Consider the following 20,374-nt stretch of genomic DNA (forward strand, 5'->3'; position numbering starts at 1 on the left):
CGACTTAAAATGTAACACTTAAACCTGCAGACCAGACTTTAGTCAATGGATAAACGGTTCCGTTGCTTCCGCCATCAATAGTTTCGGGATCAAACATTCCCGCTACACTTGAGCCGGTCCAGATATTTTCTCCGGAAACGTATACACGCAAGCGCTCCACACCGAAACGTTTTGTTGTTTCTTTCGGCAAGGTATAGCCCAGCTGAATATTTTTTATGCGGATATAGGCTGCGTTCTGCAAAAAGCGCGTCTGCGTCTGCTGGTTTTTAGCAGTACCAAAAACAGGACGTGCGTAATATGCTTCAAGATTTTCACCCAGGGGATTATCTGCAGTACGGAAATAATCAAGATGATCGACCAAGCCCGTTGACCACCATTTTGAAGTTGCGCCCCAAAAATAGTAGCCCCCTTGCCAATAATCGCGTTTCATGACACCTTGCATGAAAATGCTAAAGTCAAAATTTTTGTAGTCCGCATTCAGATTCAATCCAAAGGAGTAACGCGGTGTGCTGTTTCCAATCACACGACGATCACCTGGATCGGCCTCTGTATTGCTGCCACCATCTATTTTTCCGTCTCCATTAAGATCAGCATACATGATATCTCCTGCCCCCCATTGTGTTCCTAATGCATTTTGTCCACCATTGGGCAAGCTCGCCAAATGCTGGCTCATTTGCTCTTCTGTCTTGGCAATACCAAGGGTTTGATACCCCCATATTTCACCCAGCTTTTGACCTTCACGATAGTTTGATAATGACCCTATTGCGTTAGGATAGCGTGTTACTGTTGTGGTATAATCAGACAAGAGGAACTTTGCTCCATATGCAAAACCACTGGCAGTACGGTCATTCCAGCCCAGGGTAGCCTCAAATCCTCTTGTTTTTAAGTCGGTGTTGTTTGTTTGAGGAACTGTCGTCCCTAATGTATTAGGTAACTGTGGAGCTGGGCCGACCATATTAAATGTTTTCCGTTCGAAGACCTCAAAAGACCCAGAAAGGCGGCTATTTAAAAAGGCGAAATCGACGCCTAAGTTCTTCGTATTGATAGATTCCCAGGTCAATAAAGCACTTACGAGGCCTGGAGCCGATGCAGAATTTGGTCGCGCATTATTGATCAGCCAAGCACCATTGGCTGTCCCCGTTGGTTGCGTAACATAAGTCGGATACCAGACATCGGTATTTTGATTGCCTAGCTCTCCGTAGGAAGCTCTTAATTTCAGCATATTAATAAATGGTGCCGACTCTACAAGGAAGTTTTCTTTGGCGATGTTCCATCCCGCAGAAACTGAAGGAAACCAGCCCCAGCGGCTATCGCTACGGAAACGTGATGAACCGTCATAACGCAGATTAGCTTCCAATAGATATTTTTCAGCATAATTGTAATTCAATCGGCCGAAGAAACCCGCTGTTGCCCATTTTTGATATTCGCCAGATACAGAAGGTACTACTGCTTTTCCATTGATATCTGTGCCGGAAGTCAGATTCAATACCGGTTGATCCGGGATAATGATTCCGTCACGTTGCACACCGAGATTGCGATAGGCCGTATGTTCAATCTGACCACCGACCATAACTTTAAAATGATGGTCGCCCCAGCTTTTATCGTAATCAGAAAAGATATTGATGTTATAATAGTTTTCCTTTAAACCAAATTCGTAGACGTTTGAAGAGTTTTTATACAAATAAGGATCACCATTCACGTCATGATTGTAAAGACGCTGCGAATCCCAGTGACGAAATTGAGTTGTGGTCCTATAGTTAAAATTACCGGTTGTACGCCATCCTTTAATTGGTTCAAGGATCAGCTGTAACTGTTGATAAATGTAATCCTTACTGGATTTATCCTGTCCGCCTTCTTTCATGGCAAGTGCAGGTGAAGGAGAACTGAACAAGTATCCATTCGGATCATAAAGTGGCAGCGTTGGCCAGCCCTGTCTTCCTAAATCATCGTAAAAACTATTGGTCAATGCTGCAGGACGGTCATAGTCTTCACGTACCAACCTAGCGTTGTAATTTACCTGAAAGATGTCAGATACTTTAGAATTGATTTTAGCCGCAACAGAGTAACGGTCGTAATGGTCTGTATTGAAGGCCATCAATCCTTGTTGCTTCATGAAATTGCCAGAAAGGTAATAGGTTGTTTTTTCGGTTCCGCCATTGAGACTTAGGTTGTGCTCCTGGGCAAAAGCCTGATCCCGGTACATGACGTCGAACCAATCGTTATTATCGTTACCATAGGCATATCCTTCAGCCCAATACAACTTATTATTCGGATCGACAATGGTCGAATTTTTCAGGCTTCCGTTTTGATAATCCAAGATGCGCTGTAGATGCTCCGCGGAGAAATGCGGTGAACCGCCTGCGTTGACTTCGGCCTGATTGAAATATTGAGCAAAAGTGTAAGAGTCCATCATCTTAGGCATCAATGTCGGTGCGTTCATACGAAAGCTATTATTATAATTTACCGAAGTACGTCCAGCCTTTCCAGATTTTGTGGTGACCAAAATAACCCCAAAAGCGGCTCTAGAACCATAAATTGAAGCAGCACCAGCATCTTTCAAGACAGAAACGCTTTCGATATCTTGTGGATTTAATGCCGCCAAAGATCCTTCAGAGCCATCAATTAGGACCAATGGTGCCGAAGAAGATGTGCCGATTGTACCTGTACCCCGGATATTAATAGATGGATTGGTTTCCATCGTTCCCGAGTTTTGGGAAATATTTAGGCCGGGGGCCAGTCCTTGCAGTGCCTGGATAGCATTTCTTACAGGTCTATTTTCCAGCTGCTTGGCATCTACCACCGCAACAGAACCGGTCAGGTTTGTTTTTTTCTGCGAGCCAAAACCAACGACCACCACTTCATCCAAAACATCTCCTTCGGAAGCATCAAGCTGCACGTTAAGCTCGTAGTTCCCTTGGCTGATCTGTTTTAGCTGACTGAATTCAAAGCGCTGTTTCGCATAGCCTAGAAAGGTAAATTCTAATGCCGTGACTGTTGCAGCACTGAGTGTATATTTCCCCTGTGTATCTGTTTGCGCCTGCATTGTGGAACCGATATTTTTAACGGTCACTCCAGCAAGTGGTCTGTTATTTTCGGTAACCTGGCCCCGTACAGTTATTGACTGTGCATAAGCCTGCTGTAAGCTTAAAAGTAAAAAGCAGATAGAACAAAGCCAGCGCTGCGTTAATACTATTTTCCTTTTCATAAGTAAAACTGTTTAGTGATTAAATAATATTTTGATGAAGAGTAACATGGCAATACGAGGTAGCAATATTGCGTTTCGTTAAGAATTCAAGGATCAAACAATCCACTTTTGATTGGTAAATTCATCATAATTAAACTTGGTTATTTAGCTGTTTTTGAGCTTTAGCCAACTTACTTTCCCCACACCTATTTTTTATATAATTTGGAGAGGGTATTCATCTAGTTAGGCAAACACTCTTGGTTATTTAACATCGTCAATACAATAAAATGTCGTATTGACACTTGCAATATTATCAAAAACGTTACAGAGGAAGGGGGGTATAATCTTCTTATTTTAAGGGGTAAATTCGTCAAATTAGGCTTTTTGACCTCATTAAAGGATATTCTGGTTTAGGCAGACAAAAAAAGCCACATCTCCGGATGTGGCTTCTGAACTAAATTTATAAACATGTTATTCACTAGGGATCAGCTTTTGGTATAACTGAGCTGGCCCGCAAATTATGAGCTTCTATTTATAGGAATTGATCGATTTGGATACTCTCCAGTCTTTACCTTCACGCACTAAAGTAACAAGATCGGTTTTGGTGAAATTTTCAAATTTCAAAGTAACCCTGGCCACCATATAATCTGTAGACTGTTCAACTACATCTGTGCTAACCGCGCAATCCAGGTGGATATTCTTTTGCTTTTTCAAGGATTTAACCACTTCATAGCGGCTATATGACTTTAATTGTTCTATTCCAGCCGACTCACCTTCAGTGATCACGGCGACATAGTGCTCTAGCGCAAAGTCTGCGGTTGATAGATTAACGCTGACCGGGTTTGATTTTGAACCCGGTCCTTCAGCTGCCATAGCAAATGTTGATACGGCCATTAAAGCTGCTAATGTGAATGTTTTTACGAGAGTTTTCATACTATCTTTTTTTGTGCTTTTTTACCTTGCTTATCTCTTGACTCAAAATTATCGCTCCAAATGCTTGTCGCCCACGAATTTTAGATCAATAACCAGCAGAAGTCGCTGAATGACTGAAATGAAAAAGTAAACTTCAAAATGCATAAAGAACATACTATCAATTTTAATAGCTCCGTGCCAAAGACCATACCAGTTGGCCCCAAGGTTCATTTATGCCTTTTAAAACCCATTATGGACGATCTAAGATTTTCTTCAAAAAACGAAATGTACGCATGCGAACAGTTCTTATCCGAATTGTTCACATACGTACAGCACATTAAAATGAAATAGAAGTTTAATTTTCTATACATTTTGAAGTGAATGACGATATACAGTAAAAAAGAAACGTACTTGTTTGCCTGATCAGAAAGATCAGGCATCAAATTTTTTCGGGGAGACAAACAGGCTAGTAACACGGTACAAGCTCGCGAGACATAGGTTTAACTGGTCATCTTCGAGGGAATATATCGGAATTACAAACTCATTCCCAAGGTAAACGCGACGCCTTTAGATTCCAGGTCCACATTTCCTGCCAGCTCCGATAAGTCTTCGGCAGCAAGCTTTGAAGACTTCAATGATCGATTGAGTTATATGACGCAGCTCATCATTACCCGTAAATTTAGCTCAAATCTATCGCTCGTTGTGGTCCCAACCTTTCTTCACTGGAGCTATACAGCTTATAACGATCAGAATACTGTATTTGCTCTTGGTATTGGCGAGCGGGCCAAGGTCAGCAATAGGATCGCATTAGTAGCAGACTATACATTACCCTTCCGAAAGTCGTCGAACAAAAAATACCGTGAAGATGTAAGCGGACAGCGTTATTATAATGCATTAGGTGTCGGTTTGGAAATGGTTACCGGAGGACATATCTTCCATCTCAATTTTACCAATGCAACCGCAATACAAGAATCTCAGTTTATTAGCGAAACAAATAGCTCCTGGCGTAAGGGACAATTCCGTTGGGGATTCAGCATTGCACGCCGTTTCAATTTTAACAAAAAATAAAAAAGCAATTGCTCCATCGTGTACTTGGAATCAAAATAATCTGTCCAACGTAATAAGAATTCAAAATACTTAAAAGCATCATCGGTTGATAGGTTCTTAAATCAAAAAAGCGGATAACAATGCTGTTATCCGCTTTTTTATCACACAATATTAAATCTACAAATCATTTAACCACTTATTTACCTCATCTTGTGTTTTACCGGTCTTCTTTTGAAGCTTACCTACCAATTCGTCTTCTTTGCCCTCGGCATATAATAGATCATCATCAGTAAGATCTGCATATTGTTGTTTTACCTTACCTTTGATTTCGTTCCAACGGCCTTTCCATGTTAATTCGCTCATAATTATTTTCCTTTCGTTATTTATCAATAGAACAGTTTCATACAGCTAATCGTTTAAAAAATAATGTTATAAAATGTTAATTTCACAACATTCACCTGGTAAACAGGCACTTTCTATTTTTTATATTATTATTTCCGGTTACAATTGGCCGTCCATACCTTGCTGTCTTTTGTATAACCAATTGTCAATTTACCGGCATCAATACGGATAACTCCTGTACCTGCCGAACCAATGTTGACCAAGACGTTATCCTTTTTTTCAAAATCTACGCCGTTGAGATTTGGAATGCCATTTCCAAAAGCGAAATTATAGGTATCGCCAACTTTTGTTACGGTAACTGTTCCTTCTGCAGCGGCAACATCATTGTCATTGTTATTCATATCATCATACGAGATAGTGCCTTCATATTTACCAACAAAAAGATCGTTGTCGGCCGGATCATCGTCTTTGCTACATGATGTAAAGCCTACCAATACCGTTAAAATAAGCATACCGAGTCCCAGTGTTTGAATTAATTTTTTCATACGTTGATGTGTTAATGTGAATATTATATTTTATTACAGCTGGGTAAAATTCAAACTTTATGCCAGTGCAAATGCAACCTTAGAAACACCCGTATCAAACACTTAAGAAGGGGTATAAATACCGAACTAGCGAATAAATACACAACGATCGTATGCAGATATCCGTTAAATACCCCATTTCTATTAATAAGTCATTATGATCTTTTGTATTTTTAAGACCATAACTGGTTTTTCCCTCCACATTGGAGTAATCTAACTCCAATCTAGTGGGAAAAACCTCCGGTATAATGCATGATTAGATCCCATATAAAAAAAACAGCCTTATTTATGAAATTATTTTCCGTCTTTCTATTTTTTATTGCCCTCCAGTCTTGCACCGTTCAGCGGATAGGAAAAAAAGAAAAAGGTTCTTTGTATATCAATACATCAATCCCCGCACATAGTTCCTTAGCCATCTCAACCGAAGATGCCAGTCCATTTTCCATTGAGACTAAAAAAAGCTCGACCGGTCGGCTAAAAATTTTGAATGAATCAGAGGAGATTGAGATGGAGAAGGACAAAACATACACACTGAATGTCAACCAGAAAGGGAACATCGTATTCCTAAATCAATCCGATCAAGGAACTAATATCCAATTGAGAGTCTATAACCATACATCGAAGATCATTCAGAAAACAAATCTCATCCACTAAGAAAGGAGACAAAATATTTTTAAAAAAACTTGGAGCAAAAGCGCATTATCGCTAAATTCATTTATTCCAAGCCTACACTATGGAAATCAATTATGCGCTTATCGTTCGAAGATTCGAGGAATATTTTGACCTATGGAGTTCCAAAGTATACCAATATGCAATCCATAAAACCAAATCTTCTTATCTAGCCGAAGAAACCGTACAGCGTGTATTTATCAAACTCTGGAAAAATATGAGTGACAAAAATATCGATGCCACCATAGAATCCCAGATTTTCTGTATCACCCGAACAGTGGTGATCGATCTGGTCAAGGCAGAGTATAACCGTAAGAAACTTTTGGATCACGATCAAACATTTGTCTTACGCCATAGCCCTCAGGATGATTTTTATGCCAAACAACTTACCTCCACACTCCATGAAATTGTCGATAAACTACCGGAGAAACGCAAGGAGATTTTTATGCTAAGCCGATTTTCTAATCTTTCGCATAAGGAAATTGCGGACAAGCTGGCCATATCAACGAAAACTGTGGAAAACCAATTGACACTAGCACTAAAAACCATTCGAAAGGCTTTACTGTTCGGTATGCTGATGCAAATTATTTTTTAATTTCTTTGGGGGGTACCTCATTTTCAATCGTAATCTTTATACATGAAGATTACAAAAACACTCATCGACAAATACCTAAGCGGTAAAGCCAGTGCGGAAGAAATTGCCGCAGTAGAAAATGCGCTGGCCAATAACGAGTTTTATTGGGAGGATTTTATGCCGGAAACGGAATGGCAAGCATATGAGATGGATTCGGATTTTAAAAACCAAAAGGAAATAAAAGGGCATATTTTCAAACAAATAGGGCAAAAAAATAAGGATCGTTTCAACTGGTTAAAATATGCGGCTATTATCTTCTTCATTGGAATCGGAGCTTGGCTGGGATTAAACCAGATCGATTCTTCTAAATATAACACCGCATATCGTAGCGCAAAGAAAGTCCAGCCCACACCACAAGAGCAACCAAGTAATTTATATTATATCAATTCAGGTAATACCATTCAACAAATTGCAGTTCCAGACGGTTCTACTATCGACCTATACCCCAATTCTGAAGTAAAATTCAGTTCAGATTTCACAACTATTAGCGCGCGGGAAATCCAATTAAAAGGTAAAGCCAAATTTACGGTAGCAAAGGATAAGACAAAGCCTTTTCGCGTTCATACGGCCGATTTGACAACAACCGCACTTGGCACTGTTTTCAGTGTGGAAGAAGGTGGTAGCGCGATTACGAAAATAAAACTCTATGAAGGCCGTATTGAAGTCAAAAGCAATCAGCATTCTGAAAATAAACAGGCCTTAAATCTACAGTTTCAACCCAACGAAGAAATCAGCATTGATAGCAAGCTACAACAGATCATTGCCGAAACCCGAGTCAATACTTCTCAATCCAGCAAAAGGGGATCTTACTTAAAAACTAGCGGACAACTGATCTTTAAAAACCTCCCATTGCAAGATGTACTTCACATCATCAGTCATAATTATGGCCTTAAACTAAGCGTTGAACCTAAAGATATACAAAATAAATATTATAGTGGAACGTATAAAAATACAGCATCTGCATACGTCAACATGTTAGCTGATATCCAAGCACTCCATAAAATAACCATTCATGTACAAACCGAATAACATTCACTCACATAACCCACAAATTATGCACAATTATTTACCTTCCAAGCATAGTATCCTGACTATGCTATTGTTGAGATCCAACATTCGAGCCGACGTAAACTGGGCACTGCGTCTTGGCCTCATGGGGCTTTTGTCAACAAGCTATCTTCTCGCTAATGCCCAACAAAATGCGACCATTAACGGAGTAATCAAAGATGAAACAGGAAAGCCCATCCCCTCGGCGACGGTTACCATACGTAATGCGACGAGCGGAATGAAAAAAACAACAACCAGCAGGCCTGACGGAACTTTTTCACTCGACCAGATTCCTGCTGGACAGGGCTACCAGATCAGCGTATCGTCTATCGGTTTTAAAAGCAGAGAACTGTTGGATTACACCATTACAGACAGGGACAAGCTAGCGATCAATATCAGTTTGGAATCGAGTGCGCAAAACCTACAGGAGGTTGTCGTTACAGCGCTTGGTATCAAACGCGAAAAAAAAGCGCTCGGTTATACGGTCGCTGAACTCAAAGGCGACGAGCTGACGCAGGGTAAGGAAACCAATGTGGCGAATGCCTTATCGGGTAAAGTTGCCGGCGTGCAGGTAAGCCGCGCCGCATCCGGTGCCGGAGGTTCATCCAAGGTCGTGATACGTGGTAACAACTCACTTATCGGTAATAGCCAGCCGCTCTATGTTGTTGATGGAGTACCGATTGATAATCAAAACATTTCATCTCCAAACCAATCTGGGGGAACAGATTATGGCGACGGAATCGGAAACATCAATCCCGAAGACATCGAAACGATGTCGGTATTAAAAGGCCCGAATGCGGCCGCACTTTATGGACAAAGAGGAAGTAACGGAGTTATCTTGATCACAACTAAATCTGGTAAAGCTGGTAAGACCCGTTTTAGCTATGGTACAGATTTTTCATTGGGCAATGGGCTGGTCTTACCGGATTTTCAAAATGCCTATGGACAAGGATTGAACGGAACATTTACACATTTCAGAAAAGATGACGGCACCATTGTTTCTATGAGTGAAGCGCTGAAAAATGGTTACAGTGGTATGCCTAAAATGAGCGCCGGACGTGACCGTACGACACGAGCAAGCTGGGGTGCAAAAATGGAAGGCCAGACTTATGAAGATGCTTATGGCAACATCTTACAGTTAACACCGAAACCAGATACCTACTCGTCGTTTTTTCAAACGGAGAAACAGTTTGTCAACAACCTTAGTATAGATGGCGGAACCGACAAAGTAAACTACCGTTTTTCATTTGCCAATACAGATGTAAAGGGTTATATCCCAACCAATACGCTGAAGAGAAACAATTTCGGTCTGCGCACACAAGCCAAAATAACCGATAAATTTCACATTGACATCAAGGCGAACTATATCGCACAAAAGGGGCAAAACCGGCCAACACTGGCCGATGCGGCAGACAATCCTGCCTACCTATTTATCAGCCAGCCGCGAAGCTTGGGCAACGACATCATGGCACAGTATAAATGGACCGCACAGGAGATCAGCAGACAGCTCGGATTTTCGGGATTGACGGAAGGATTGGAGAAAACCTATGCCACCAATAGTTCCACAGCCAACCCCTTTTGGACCATTCATGAAAACCACAATGAAGATCGTCGGGACCGCATCATAGGGTTACTCCGTCTGAGCTACGACTTTGCTCCTTGGCTTAAGGTCACAGCGACCGGGGGTACGGACTTCTATACCGATCAACGGTTTCGCTACCGTCCTATAAACACCTACCAAAGCTTGAACCGAAAGGGTGATATTCGCGAAGAGGTCATCAGAGCCCGCGAAGACAATTTTGACGTCCTCGCTAGCTCCAACTTCAAATTGACCGATGACATTAAACTCAGTGCCAACTTAGGGGCCAGCCATCAAAGCCGGTATTTGCGTATGACAGGAAATTCAGGCAATCAATTTATTGTTCCGAATCTCTTTGTAATCAATAACACCACGACAAATAGTTACATATTTGACCTGATCGAGTCCAAGATTAATTCGGCTTATCTATCGGGCCAGTTCAGTTACAAAGACTATTGGTTTGTTGATTTCTCTGCCCGTAACGACTGGTCTTCTACCCTGTCAAAGGAAAACAATTCGTTTTTCTACCCGAGTGTAAGTTCCAGTTTAGTCTTATCGGATGCCTTCAAATGGCAATCTGATGCACTGTCTTTCGCCAAAATCAGAGCTTCATGGGCCCAGGCCGGTAGTTCAGGAAACCCATATCAACTGACAGGAGCTTATAGTCTCAACCAGTATACCCATGGTGGTGTACCGATGGCTTCTTATACAGAAATTATTCCTGATCCGAATTTGAAAAACGAATTGACCACGTCGATCGAAGCTGGGGCAGACCTGAGATTTCTAAAAAACAGACTTTCGTTCTCCTTTACCTACTATCAAGCCAAGACAAAGAATCAGATTTTGGACGTACCAATCGCCCCTTCCAGTCTCTATGTAAAGAACAGGATCAACGCTGGAGAAATTAGCAACAGAGGTATTGAATTTGTATTGGGAGCAACACCAATCAAAAGCGAATCGGGTTTTGAATGGAATACAACCTTCAATTACAACCGCAACAGAAATAAAGTTGAATCACTCTATCCCGGTGTAGAAAGCTTTTTACTCGCTACAGACCGCGGGATAAATGTTGTTGCGGAGGTCGGAAAACCATTTGGCCAGCTAATTGGGACACAGTTTGCATGGATCAAAGATGATCAGGGAAATAGGTTGATCGACCCTACCACTGGACTCCCTTTGCGCACAGCCGGACGTGTAGAAACCGATCTTGGAAATGCGCAACCCGACTGGCTGGGTGGTTTTGCCAATACCTTTAAATATAAAGGTTTCAACCTCTACGCACTTGTCGATATCCGTCAGGGCGGCGTGATCTTCTCCCAATCCAATCGTGAGCAGATCATTTATGGTACTTCTAAAAAGACCTTGGAAGGCCGTGATGGCACCTACGTTGCCGAAGGGATGGTCGGACAAAAAGATGGATCAGGGAACTGGACAAGTACAGGAACAAAAAACAGCAAGCAGGTTGCCGCACAAGATTACTGGAACATTGTTGCGAGTGACAAAGAAGTCATGGTATCCGAAGAAATGATCAATGATATGAGTTATATTGCCATGCGCGAAATCAGTCTCTCCTATTCTTTCCCTAAAAAGCTGATGCCACATAAACTTGTTAACTCCCTAAAATTGGGCGTCTATGGGCGGAATCTATTTTATTTTCAACGGAAAACTGATGGATTTTCACCAGAAGCTTCTGCTTTCAATGTAAACAATAGCTCGATTGGTATTGAATCAACTTCACTTCCAATGATGCGCACATTCGGTATTAATCTCACTGTTGGTCTGTAAACCCTTTATCATGAAAAAGAAACTATTTAAAAATACATTCATCGTCGGACTTATTTCTGTGGCAGGATTAGGTTCATGTACCAAGGATTTCGAACGGATCAATACGCCGCCGACATCGGTCACCACTGTAGACCCTTCCTTACTCATAGCCCGCATTCTACGTGATGGCACTTTTCAGGAATCTGGGGAACTACCCAACAACAAGTTCGGCTCTTGGATCCAACATTGGGCCGGGGGACCGGTAGTGCCTGTTTCTCGATATTTTGAAGGACCCGAAAATCTTATTTGGTCGCAGCACTACACCTTGCTCCGCAATATCGTTCAGATCAAACAGGAATTAAGCGGCAAGGAAGACAATGCAGAAGGAAGAAGTAAACTGGCTATTGCCGAGCTTTATGAAGCATACCTCTATCAGCGCCTTACAGACTTGTTTGGTGACATCCCCTACTCCGAGATCACAAAATCCAATAAGGAAATTAACCGTACCCCCAAATTTGACAAACAAGAAGAGATCTATCCGGCACTGGTTCAAAAAGTCGATGCAGCTATAGCAAGGCTTACGAGCGGAGACCTCTCTTACGGCTCTTCAGATTTCTTTTACAAAGGCAGTATCGATAAATGGAAAAAATTTGGCAATTCGCTCAAATTAAAGCTCGGCATGCGCATGCGGTACGCTAATCCTTCTTTGGCACAGAAAACGGTTACCGAAGCCATGACTTCTGCTATAGGTCTATTCTCCAGCAACAGTGATAATGCCGCAGTACCGACCTACAACGATGCTCAAGCTGAAAACCAGAACCCGATTTTACGTCAAATGACTACCGGAAGTGCCGATCTACGTTATTTGGCTAATACCCTGGTTGAAAAACTCAAAGAATACAATGATCCAAGGCTTCCTTTACTTGCCGAACCGGTCATTAGCAATGGAGTCGCAACCTATCAAGGTATTGGGGTTTCGTTGACCGATAACCAACTGTCACAATTAATTCGTGCCAACTATTCAACGGCGAATAAGTCTACTTGGTTCAGCCTTTCATTTGCACCGATCCCAAGCTATGCCTTTACCTATTCGGATATCTGTTTTTACAAAGCCGAAGCTGCACTTCTTGGCTGGGGTGCTACACCTGCAAATACCCAAACGTTCTTTACAGAAGGGGTCAAAGCTGCGCTGGCACTTCCGCCATACAATATGACGGCAATCCCCTCTGCATACGAACCTGTGCTCAATCTAAGCGGCTTGACTGACGAACAGAAAATGGAGAAAATAGCGACACAAAAATGGATTCACCTATTTGGCCGGGACATGGAAGCCTTTGCCGAATGGCGACGTACAGGATATCCTCGATTAACCCCCGGTCCTAACCCAGGTTCCACCAACGGACAAATACCGCGTAGAGCTATTTATTCCAGTGAAGAGGCTGAGTTAAACGCAGCAAATTTAAAAGAGGCTGCAGCACGCTTGACAAATGGTGACTCGTTCCTATCCAAAGTCTGGTGGGACAAGAAGTAACTGCACTTTTTTAGCCGAGATTATAGACAGACAAAGCTGTTCACAATCATTCAAAGAAGTGCTAATAAGTAGGGCCCTGATATTAATATCAGGGCCCTACTTATTTCTTCTCATCTCCAATTCGCATGGTTGTCAGGTCATACCAATACAATATAAGTCAAACGATACTATCGGATCCTCTTAAATAGTTCCGTTTTATTGTGCTGTATAATTTTCAACTCATTACCGCTGATGGAAAATTTTCCGGAGTAATAAATTAAGCTGTCTTTCCCCAAGTCATCATTCCCCTTTGGAGGGTAAAACAACAATGAGTCCGCTGAAACACGATAAGATCCGTCAGTTGCATTTTTTACCGAACAGGGTAATTTTGACTGAAAATGCTGGGCTGCCTCAAAATATAATCTTTCCTTCGTAATCGCATGTTCCCAGGCTCCATACAATTCATCTTTCGCGAGGTACTTGTTTTTCAATACCGCCAATAATGTAACAATTCCAATCGCTGCCAATGGAATATAGATGAATTTAATTTTACTGACTTTATTGAACCAATTAGGTCTATCTGCATCGGTAAATAAAGGGGCGCTGTCAATAAAAAAGGCATAAAAAGCTTTATAATCTGATAAAAGCACGAAAACAGCCATTAAGGTAAGAACGGTTGCCATACCTTTTGCACCCTGAATGTCAAAGGCAAAATCCATCAATAAAATATTGACGATAAAGGTCAGAAAAAGGATCACACCGATTCTGGCAGTTTTGCGAAAAAAGAGCAATAGCGCGCTGATAAGCTGCGCAACAGCAATTGCATTGCCGTACCATTTGGAATAGCCAAAATAATACCATGTCAATTCGAATCCTGAAAGCGCTGAAAGCGGTTTATCAAACACGCTGGGTTGTGAGGTAAATTGTGTTTCCAGGAGCTTAGCGGCAGCGTACGAAATGATTACAGTTGCCATAAAATACCGGCAAAATGTATACAGATAAAGATGTAGTGTCTTCCAGTTCATGTTGTGGGAATACGAGGTTAAATTAAAGTGAAAACAGATGATGCACATCTGATCATCAAATTTATGGTTTTAGAAAAGAGTAAAATTGTAAAAATGGAAACTACTCTACAATTAGCCAAACATTTTCTTTATTCACATCAACATCTTTAAAAAAGCTATTCGGGTTTAAAGCTGTAAATGCCTTGAAGTCCTTAATATAATGCGATTGATCGTAAAACCCTGTATTTAACAAAAGTGAAAATCGCTTGGATTTATGTTGCATTTTCAAGGCCTGTCTAAAACGATGTATTTTTTTGTATTCAGAGGGGGATTTACCTAAATTCCGCAAAAATAATCTGTTAATATACTGTCGGGAGAAATGATACTTCTTAGCTAATTGATCGACCGTAAGTTCGTTTTCGAGATCTGTCAGCATTTGTCTAAAGATCGTAAGATCTTTATCCGCTTTGAGTTTAGACAATAAGTAAGACTCTAGTTCAATAATTTGAGACGTTCTATCCAAAGAAAAGAGTGTCCTCATTTTATCATTAAATCCATCCAAAAAATTTATATCAATCTGTGTTTTCCTTATAAAGAGCTTTGCAGGATCTTCAATGAAATGATTGATGCCTAAGGGATGAAAATAAATAGTCAATTCATCAACAAGTTCCTTATAGAAAATCTGCATCGGTTTGGTATACCTAGAGACAACGCAAGTCATAATATTATTTGTTTCAGAAGAACTTATCGTGACGAGGTCCCCTTTATCTTCCACCTCAAACTGCTGATTCACTGTTAAAATACAGTAGTTATTTGGAAAAGTCCAATACTTAATAGGCCCACTATCTTGATTTTTAGTAATGAAATAATATCCTTTAATGTATTTTCTTAATGTTTCGTTAATCGGCTTATAAAAGTCTAATTTCATGCTTTTAAAATGGTACTTTCCTCAAAAATAAGACTGTAATTCATGTCCCTTTTTTAATTCAGGGACATTTTTACGAAAATAGGATCGACAAATGTATTAAACGGGAAATTGGGCAGCGATTTGAAAAAAAGATTTTACGTACTCTACTCAAATTACGTCAATTCCAAATCGTCAAGGCTAATTTTCTCTTTCTTTACTTCAGTAATTTCCTTTTCTAATTTTTTTAAGTTTTCATCAATCAATGCTATACTACCTTCAGGAAGAACTGTCTCCCGGTCATTCGATTTGATCGATTGCGTCGTCACAACTAATTCCAGATCGTAATCTGTCAGATTGATTCCTTTGACGGGATAGCGAGGAAAGCTCCAGAGTTTAGGATAATCTTTTTTTTGCTGATTGAAGACTATCGTATTGACACGAAACTCACCTGGCTGGAGCACACTGTCAGATTCGCCAAAAACAGCCTGCTCATTACTGATAATAGTTTGTGAAGAACGTTTTTTCAGCACATACGAAAAGCCCTGACTTCCTTTTAGCGGCTTTTTACCCATATACTTCATAGTCACTATAATTCTGGGAACAGGTTCGCCAAAGAAATCTTCGAGTCCCAGTTCAATCGGTTCCAACTGAAAAACAGCCAGCTCTTTCTTTACCTGTTCAAATTCAGTTTTATGTTTTTGTAGACTATCGATCTCATTTTGAAGATGAGCTATTTTCCTTTCCTGTTGTTTTTGAAGGATGTCATCGGCCAGGTCCAATACTGCACCGTAAGATTTTCCATCGATCATACCCAACGAAATACGATTTATTGATTCCTCATTATATTTTTGAGGTTCGTTCATTTTGAGCCACATCGCTTCGGATAGTGCCACTCGCAAGGCCTTTTCCAAGTTCGCTTTTTCTTTGTCATTCAGCTTTGCTTCTACCTTTTTACGGGAACTGTCAAAGGACGACTCGTCCTTTCCACTTAGTCTTTCGCTACAAGAGCTTATAGATAATGTCAAGAATAGTCCGATCAGTGCGATTTTTATGCATTGTTTCATTTTAAATAGTTTTAGTATACAAGATATCGGCTAAGCTTGCATAAAGCTAATGCTTAGGTAACGCTGTTCTTAAATCAATTGAACGTCCTCTTACTGCTAATTCCATCATATCGTTCAAGCTGAACATAAGAACGCAGAATTTAACATTCAGTTTTTTTATGAGCTGTTAAAAATATACAAAAAACGTTATCTTAAAAATTAATTCAACACAAAAAGCTACATTTCACAAGATAGCCCCCAACTGACACTTTCCAACTGTCGCTATTGATAACAGCCCGCTGACTCAGCGATATTTGTACTAGGTATTTTGGCCAAACACCTTAGAACAATCTGAAAATAAAGGAATTCGAAAGGTGAAATTTTATTTCCCCCTGAGTAAAAGATGCAATTTATCGTAATCTTCCCAATCACCGAAACCTGCGAAATTTGGTTTTTCGCTCCATGAAACCATAGCTTTACAATCAAAACAGATCTTAGCGATCCCAATGCATTGCTTATTTTTATAGAACACAAGGATATCTCGAAATTCATAAATACAAGAGGTGTCGACATGATCTGTTCTTGTTTTTAAGAAAAATAGTGAGTCGACAGCACGATAGAGAGATTGATCCAGTGAGCCTCTAACATAGCCTATATTCTTCAAATGAGATAAAAGGGAAAGATCCAACTTATCATCTTCCAGTACTGATAACAAAAGACGCTCTTTCTCAGATTTATTCTTTTTGTCCTCCAATTCACCTATTTTAAATAAATCAATATCCACAAAATAATACTCCAGTGAATCAAAATTAGATGGTATCGGGACCGAGGATTCTTTTCTCCGCCGTTCTATGGTACTTCCACTATTCATGCAACCTTGCAGATAAATAGCACTGAAAAGTAGGCATCCAACGGTAAAATATATTATTCTTTGCATACAAATAATTTACAGGCTTTTGAATGGTTTAACTATTTTCAAAATTATCAATTTCATTTCATAATCTAGTCGAAGAGAAAACCACATTTCTTAAGCACCCCATTACACAGCTGAAAGGGAGCTGTTGCGAGCGTTACAGATGCTAAACTTAGTTGAACATGCAATGGGAAAATTTGTGTTCAGCCGAAGTTTATACAACATAAAATGTAGTAGTAAAACAACTACAGCTTTATAAAAATTAACCGCAACAAAACTTAACTACAAGATTTTTGGTTTACTTTTGTGATAGATATATAATATTATGAAACAGAAATTTTACCTGCCACTTTTAGCATTGAGTTTGACTACTATTATTAGCTGTAACAAAAACAATGATACCATTGATGACCCTAAAAATAATCAATCTGTTGTTATCGACAATAATGCAAGTCAATTGAATGCACGTTTAGATCATCAAAATGCTGGTTTATTGCCGTTATCTAATCTTTTAGCATCCGGTAAGCGCGCAGCCAATGGTTCGACAGTAACTGCCACTCAAAACCCAGACTTCTCATTAGCTTTGGTCGCACAAGTCGCTCCTCCGGATTATGAAGGCAATAAGCTTCGGGCAACCCATGTTGCTGTTTCGGGCAACTACGCTTATGTAAGTTACAATACCGAAGGCGATCGCTATCTTGGTGGTGTCGATGTCATCGACATTTCAGATATTAATAACCCACGTCTTATCGTAAATGCTAAATTGCCGAATATCGACATTAGCTCATTGGCAGTTGATGGCAATAGCCTACTCTTAGCTGGAGCAGCAGATGAAGGTGTATTGGCAAAAATGACCTCACCTGCAGTTCTTATTGTTTTACCACTTCAGAATGGATTACCTACCGATGCTTATCGTTATACAGGTCTGCCAAGCTATGTGGCAACAGATGTTACTTTTAACAACGAAAGCCAGTATGCTGTTTCAGGTAATGCGGGTGCTATTTCTAAAATCAATAAATCTTCGGGTGCTATCGAAAAATCGGTAACTATTGCGGATCTCCTATCTGTAAGAACATACCAGAATCAAGTGTATGTGCTTTCAGGAACACAGGGGATAAAAGTTGTATCCAATAATCTTGATCCGGTTAAAACAATCAATGTGAGTCAAAATCCAAGTTCAGCAAAGCGTACTATCGATTTTTACAGCAGTTATCTTTTAGCTTCTGAAGGCGCTCAGGGCTTGGGTATTTATAATATAAATACAGGAGCTCTAGATAAACGCATTAGTATTCCAGTAAGTCCTGATGACAGCAACATGGATCCGGAAGATATTGTGACCAATGCTGTATCTACAAACGACAAACGTGTATTTGTTGCCAACGGTGGTGCTGGTATCGCAGCCTATCAATTTGATACACAAAACAACTTTAACTATATCGGTAGTGCAAGTTTCAATGCGATTGACAACAGTTCAAGTAATTTTGTGATCAGTAGAGATAACTATGTTTTTGTAGCAACGGGAAAAGGTGGCTTAAAAATTCTTAAACTCATCGATCTGAAACCAACAACTCCAAGCTGTAATGGTACTTATCCAGCTTTCACAGGCAGTACACAAGGAGACCTGAATGTCAATAATGAAGCGAGCTACTCAGATACAAAAACATTTGCCTCAAATGTCAATATCAACCGGAATTTTAACTGGTGTGGCACACTTAATATCAATGGAAATTCTGTTAACATCAACAGCGGTGTATTCAATATGTATGGTTCAATCGCTTTGAAGCAAAACATTAACGTCAATTCAACAATGAATTTGGTGGGCTCAGGTGTTATTGGTGGAACTTTTACCGTAAACGGAAGCGGTATCTTGAGTGTAACAGGTTCACTTTCTCAGGGAACTGTCGGATCAAAATCCACTTCATTTATCAATGGTAAGATGGTTATTGACGGTGAAGTTGTCGTATACGGTAACTTGACTATTAATGGTAGCGGAAAGGTAGAATTTGCCAACAGTAAGTCCAAATTAATTGTTTATGGAAGTCTTACAAATTGGGGAAGCGTTACTAACGGAACAATTACACAAGTCAAATAAGACATTGTATAGCCATTAAGCAGAACACAAAAAAGCCACATCAGATGATGTGGCTTTTATATTTACCGAGAATTACAAAAAGGTCATTATATTGTTGTTATGCTTAAAACCTCATAAATAATCTTATTGCAAAATAGTCCGTGGGGTCAGCGGAACCTTTTGCTTCCAGGTACCCTTCACTTGGAATTCGTGTCCGGATGTTTTATTCTTGATCGTGAAGATATAATTGCAAGTTCTTTCGAGGTATTTGAATTCACCTCTCGCGGTTATCTGGGCATTGGGCTTGAGCAGCAGTTCTTGTTTATCTCCAGATTTAATATAATTTTCAAAAGTTTTGCCTTTGCTGTAAGGAACTTTACCTTGCCAGCGAACTCCACCATTTACCATTAATTCATCCATGAAGATCGTAGAGTCTGTTTTATTGAGCCAGTCAAAAGCGCCGTAGCTGTCACTTATGAATTCGGAACTATACTTTACGTCCTTAAAAATGGCAGTGATATCGACTTTTCGCTCTCTATTTGAGCTATTTACCAGATTCATCGCAGTACACCCTTCGGTACTGACATAGATTTTCCGGCTTTCTTTCACTTCTTTGATTTCTTTTTTGACCAACTCATATCCGTCAGCCCTAGTTTGAATAAAATTCACTTCATCCATTTTATCCGCTGATAATATGCCAATAGCAAAATTCCTAGGCTGATCACTAAAATTTTCCAATAAGGTCAATTTAAGCTCGTTATTAATTGTTTTTTCCAACTGTAGCCACCCGCCGTCAACCCCAATCGAGCCCGTACGCTCCAACTTGAGCTTTTTTCCAGTGGAATCTTTCAATATTTCTCCTGTAAGGGCATCTTTGACATAGGATACATACCATAAATCCGCTTTGATCGGAATTACATTTTCCTTGATTCCGGTTTGTAAGTTGACAGCTTTAAAACCGGGATCTATTAGACCTCCTTGTGAATTAAGTCCCTCTTTAGAACAGGATGTTAGTATAAGCAGACAAAAGGGCCATACCAGATAAGAAAAGGAAAACGTTAGCTTCAATGGATTTTTCATGAAATCGATTATTTATACAACACAATTTACCAAACAAAATCTATCTTGTAAGTTAAAAAAAACAATAGACCTTTCCCCATCAAT

The 20,374-nt window shown here is 40.1% G+C and carries 16 protein-coding genes; 7 read left to right on the forward strand and 9 right to left on the reverse strand.

Annotation, left to right across the window (positions count from 1 at the left end; all coding sequences use genetic code 11):
* Positions 1 to 4: 4 nt before the first annotated feature.
* Together B4N43_RS18695 and B4N43_RS18700 are read right to left on the reverse strand one after the other, a co-directional pair.
* Positions 5 to 3,205: a SusC/RagA family TonB-linked outer membrane protein gene (locus B4N43_RS18695; protein WP_088160521.1), complete on the reverse strand. Its 3,201-nt coding sequence runs from the start codon at positions 3,203 to 3,205 to the stop codon at positions 5 to 7.
* Positions 3,206 to 3,712: 507 nt separating this feature from the next.
* The gene (locus tag B4N43_RS18700; protein ID WP_286735847.1) at positions 3,713 to 4,117 is read right to left on the reverse strand and encodes a hypothetical protein; all 405 of its coding nucleotides are present in this window, start codon (positions 4,115 to 4,117) and stop codon (positions 3,713 to 3,715) included.
* Positions 4,118 to 4,639: 522 nt separating this feature from the next.
* Here B4N43_RS18700 and B4N43_RS18705 point away from each other — a divergent pair.
* Positions 4,640 to 5,164: a DUF5777 family beta-barrel protein gene (locus B4N43_RS18705; protein ID WP_276521464.1), complete on the forward strand. Its 525-nt coding sequence runs from the start codon at positions 4,640 to 4,642 to the stop codon at positions 5,162 to 5,164.
* Between the two features lie 156 nt (positions 5,165 to 5,320).
* On the opposite strand, the gene B4N43_RS18710 is transcribed toward B4N43_RS18705, so the two are convergent.
* Together B4N43_RS18710 and B4N43_RS18715 are read right to left on the reverse strand one after the other, a co-directional pair.
* Positions 5,321 to 5,506 carry a CsbD family protein gene (locus B4N43_RS18710; protein ID WP_046672091.1) on the reverse strand — a complete coding sequence of 62 codons (186 nt, stop codon included), beginning with the start codon at positions 5,504 to 5,506 and terminating at the stop codon, positions 5,321 to 5,323.
* A 128-nt stretch (positions 5,507 to 5,634) separates the two neighbouring features.
* Positions 5,635 to 6,030 carry a hypothetical protein gene (locus B4N43_RS18715; protein WP_075991410.1) on the reverse strand — a complete coding sequence of 132 codons (396 nt, stop codon included), beginning with the start codon at positions 6,028 to 6,030 and terminating at the stop codon, positions 5,635 to 5,637.
* A 327-nt stretch (positions 6,031 to 6,357) separates the two neighbouring features.
* On the opposite strand from B4N43_RS18715, the gene B4N43_RS18720 reads away from it, so the two are divergent.
* From B4N43_RS18720 to B4N43_RS18740, 5 genes are all read left to right on the forward strand, one after another.
* Positions 6,358 to 6,723, forward strand: coding sequence for a hypothetical protein (locus tag B4N43_RS18720; protein WP_075991409.1), 366 nt, complete (start codon positions 6,358 to 6,360; stop codon positions 6,721 to 6,723).
* Positions 6,724 to 6,802: 79 nt separating this feature from the next.
* A complete protein-coding gene (locus B4N43_RS18725) occupies positions 6,803 to 7,333 on the forward strand; it encodes a sigma-70 family RNA polymerase sigma factor (RefSeq protein ID WP_075991408.1) in 531 nt (176 codons plus the stop codon).
* Between the two features lie 42 nt (positions 7,334 to 7,375).
* A complete protein-coding gene (locus tag B4N43_RS18730; protein ID WP_088160518.1) occupies positions 7,376 to 8,401 on the forward strand; it encodes a FecR family protein in 1,026 nt (341 codons plus the stop codon).
* Between the two features lie 25 nt (positions 8,402 to 8,426).
* Entirely contained in the window at positions 8,427 to 11,783 is a 3,357-nt protein-coding gene (locus B4N43_RS18735) for a SusC/RagA family TonB-linked outer membrane protein (RefSeq protein WP_075991406.1), read from the forward strand.
* Between the two features lie 10 nt (positions 11,784 to 11,793).
* On the forward strand, positions 11,794 to 13,293 hold the full coding sequence (locus B4N43_RS18740) for a SusD/RagB family nutrient-binding outer membrane lipoprotein (protein ID WP_286735848.1): 1,500 nt from the start codon (positions 11,794 to 11,796) through the stop codon (positions 13,291 to 13,293).
* Between the two features lie 167 nt (positions 13,294 to 13,460).
* Here the strand turns inward: B4N43_RS18740 and B4N43_RS18745 are convergent, their stop codons facing one another.
* The 4 genes from B4N43_RS18745 to B4N43_RS18760 all read right to left on the reverse strand — a co-directional run bounded on the left by B4N43_RS18745 (position 13,461) and on the right by B4N43_RS18760 (position 17,163).
* A complete protein-coding gene (locus B4N43_RS18745; protein WP_075991404.1) occupies positions 13,461 to 14,246 on the reverse strand; it encodes a hypothetical protein in 786 nt (261 codons plus the stop codon).
* Positions 14,247 to 14,397: 151 nt separating this feature from the next.
* A complete protein-coding gene (locus tag B4N43_RS18750; protein ID WP_088160517.1) occupies positions 14,398 to 15,204 on the reverse strand; it encodes a helix-turn-helix domain-containing protein in 807 nt (268 codons plus the stop codon).
* 152 nt (positions 15,205 to 15,356) lie between these two features.
* Complete coding sequence (locus tag B4N43_RS18755) at positions 15,357 to 16,247, reverse strand: DUF6694 family lipoprotein (RefSeq protein ID WP_075991402.1); 891 nt, start codon at positions 16,245 to 16,247, stop codon at positions 15,357 to 15,359.
* Positions 16,248 to 16,608: 361 nt separating this feature from the next.
* Positions 16,609 to 17,163 carry a hypothetical protein gene (locus B4N43_RS18760; protein ID WP_145327723.1) on the reverse strand — a complete coding sequence of 185 codons (555 nt, stop codon included), beginning with the start codon at positions 17,161 to 17,163 and terminating at the stop codon, positions 16,609 to 16,611.
* Positions 17,164 to 17,464: 301 nt separating this feature from the next.
* Here B4N43_RS18760 and B4N43_RS18765 point away from each other — a divergent pair, with 301 nt between their 5' ends.
* Positions 17,465 to 19,231 (forward strand): hypothetical protein, encoded by a 1,767-nt coding sequence (locus B4N43_RS18765; protein ID WP_088160515.1) that lies wholly within the window; start codon positions 17,465 to 17,467, stop codon positions 19,229 to 19,231.
* Between the two features lie 123 nt (positions 19,232 to 19,354).
* Here B4N43_RS18765 and B4N43_RS18770 read toward each other — a convergent pair whose 3' ends face one another.
* A complete protein-coding gene (locus tag B4N43_RS18770) occupies positions 19,355 to 20,290 on the reverse strand; it encodes a hypothetical protein (RefSeq protein ID WP_088160514.1) in 936 nt (311 codons plus the stop codon).
* Positions 20,291 to 20,374 lie beyond the last annotated feature (84 nt).

It is taken from the genome of Sphingobacterium sp. UBA1897 (assembly GCF_002337775.1).
In the GTDB taxonomy this organism is placed as follows: Bacteria; Bacteroidota; Bacteroidia; order Sphingobacteriales; family Sphingobacteriaceae; genus Sphingobacterium; species Sphingobacterium siyangense.

Excerpts from the sequence above, each read along its gene's own strand:
- B4N43_RS18735 (WP_075991406.1), top strand. The coding sequence starts at position 8,427 with ATGCACAATTATTTACCTTCCAAGCATAGTATCCTGACTATGCTATTG.
- B4N43_RS18725 (WP_075991408.1), top strand. The coding sequence starts at position 6,803 with ATGGAAATCAATTATGCGCTTATCGTTCGAAGATTCGAGGAATATTTT.
- B4N43_RS18760 (WP_145327723.1), bottom strand. The coding sequence starts at position 17,163 with ATGCAAAGAATAATATATTTTACCGTTGGATGCCTACTTTTCAGTGCT.
- B4N43_RS18770 (WP_088160514.1), bottom strand. The coding sequence starts at position 20,290 with ATGAAAAATCCATTGAAGCTAACGTTTTCCTTTTCTTATCTGGTATGG.
- B4N43_RS18730 (WP_088160518.1), top strand. The coding sequence starts at position 7,376 with ATGAAGATTACAAAAACACTCATCGACAAATACCTAAGCGGTAAAGCC.
- B4N43_RS18745 (WP_075991404.1), bottom strand. The coding sequence starts at position 14,246 with ATGGCAACTGTAATCATTTCGTACGCTGCCGCTAAGCTCCTGGAAACA.
- B4N43_RS18740 (WP_286735848.1), top strand. The coding sequence starts at position 11,794 with ATGAAAAAGAAACTATTTAAAAATACATTCATCGTCGGACTTATTTCT.
- B4N43_RS18700 (WP_286735847.1), bottom strand. The coding sequence starts at position 4,117 with ATGAAAACTCTCGTAAAAACATTCACATTAGCAGCTTTAATGGCCGTA.
- B4N43_RS18715 (WP_075991410.1), bottom strand. The coding sequence starts at position 6,030 with ATGAAAAAATTAATTCAAACACTGGGACTCGGTATGCTTATTTTAACG.
- B4N43_RS18750 (WP_088160517.1), bottom strand. The coding sequence starts at position 15,204 with ATGAAATTAGACTTTTATAAGCCGATTAACGAAACATTAAGAAAATAC.
- B4N43_RS18720 (WP_075991409.1), top strand. The coding sequence starts at position 6,358 with ATGAAATTATTTTCCGTCTTTCTATTTTTTATTGCCCTCCAGTCTTGC.
- B4N43_RS18710 (WP_046672091.1), bottom strand. The coding sequence starts at position 5,506 with ATGAGCGAATTAACATGGAAAGGCCGTTGGAACGAAATCAAAGGTAAG.
- B4N43_RS18765 (WP_088160515.1), top strand. The coding sequence starts at position 17,465 with ATGAAACAGAAATTTTACCTGCCACTTTTAGCATTGAGTTTGACTACT.
- B4N43_RS18755 (WP_075991402.1), bottom strand. The coding sequence starts at position 16,247 with ATGAAACAATGCATAAAAATCGCACTGATCGGACTATTCTTGACATTA.
- B4N43_RS18695 (WP_088160521.1), bottom strand. The coding sequence starts at position 3,205 with ATGAAAAGGAAAATAGTATTAACGCAGCGCTGGCTTTGTTCTATCTGC.